Raw genomic sequence first — 885 nt, 5'->3', positions numbered from 1 at the left:
GGCGCGTCCGGGTCGTGGTCCTCGGGCTCGTCCGCGTCGGCCTCGGCCGCGTCAGCGGCCGCATCGGCGGCGGGCCCGTCGGAGAGGTCGCCATCGCCGTCGGCGGCGGCGGCGGCGTCGACGCCGAGGAGCGGCACCGCGGCGTCGTGGTGCGGGACCGCCTGGTCGGCGGGATCGTCGACCACGTCGGCGTCCTCGTCGGCGGGAGCGTCGCGGAGCGGCGTCAGCTCGACCGTCCCGTCGGCGTCCTCGTCCGGGACGGCGGCCGGGGCGGGCTCATCGACGATCTCCGCGTCGACCACGAGCGCGTCGTCGGACTCGCCTGCCGGGGCCGCGTCGCGGTCCTCGTCGTCGAGCGGTCGCAGCACGAGCTCGGCCGGCTCCTCGACCGAGGGCTCGGCGGATGCGGCATCCGCGTCGACCTCCCCGGTCAGCACCTCGGCCGGCTCGCCGTGCTCGACCGGCCGGCCGTGCTCGACGGGCCCGCCGTCCTCGGACGCCGGGGCGCGCCCGGATCCGGGCTCGTCGGGGAGGTCGAGGCCGCCCGCGTCGAACGGGGCGTCCGCGATGTCGGGCTCGGGTGCGGGCGCGTCGACGGGAGCGTCGGCGTCGTGGGTGCCGGAGGACGGATCCACCTGGTCGAGCGGGGCGATGCGGTCGTCGACCTCGGCCGGGTCGAGCGGCACGATGCCGGCGAGGATGTCCCCGTCGGCGGTCGGCGGCAGGTCCGCGGGGGCGGGATCCACGCCCGCGTCGCGCAGGTCGGGCTCGCGGGCGTCGGCGCCGGGAGCGTCCGCATCGTCGGCGTCAGCGGCGTCGGCGCGGGGAGCGTCGTCACCGGCGCCGTCGCGTCCCGCGGGCACCGGCTCCCGGGCCGCGGGGGGG

The 885-nt window shown here is 79.7% G+C and carries 1 pseudogene; it reads right to left on the bottom strand.

What is annotated here, in order from left to right:
* Window positions 1-863: pseudogene (locus Q6969_RS15960) on the bottom strand (hypothetical protein); the annotation flags it as partial.
* Window positions 864-885: the final 22 nt, after the last annotated feature.

The sequence above is a fragment of the Clavibacter sp. MX14-G9D genome, from assembly GCF_032917815.1.
Classification (GTDB): domain Bacteria; phylum Actinomycetota; class Actinomycetes; order Actinomycetales; family Microbacteriaceae; genus Clavibacter; species Clavibacter michiganensis_K.
Note: the sequence above shows the minus strand (reverse complement) of the source record. Positions and strands in the feature narration are given on the sequence as shown.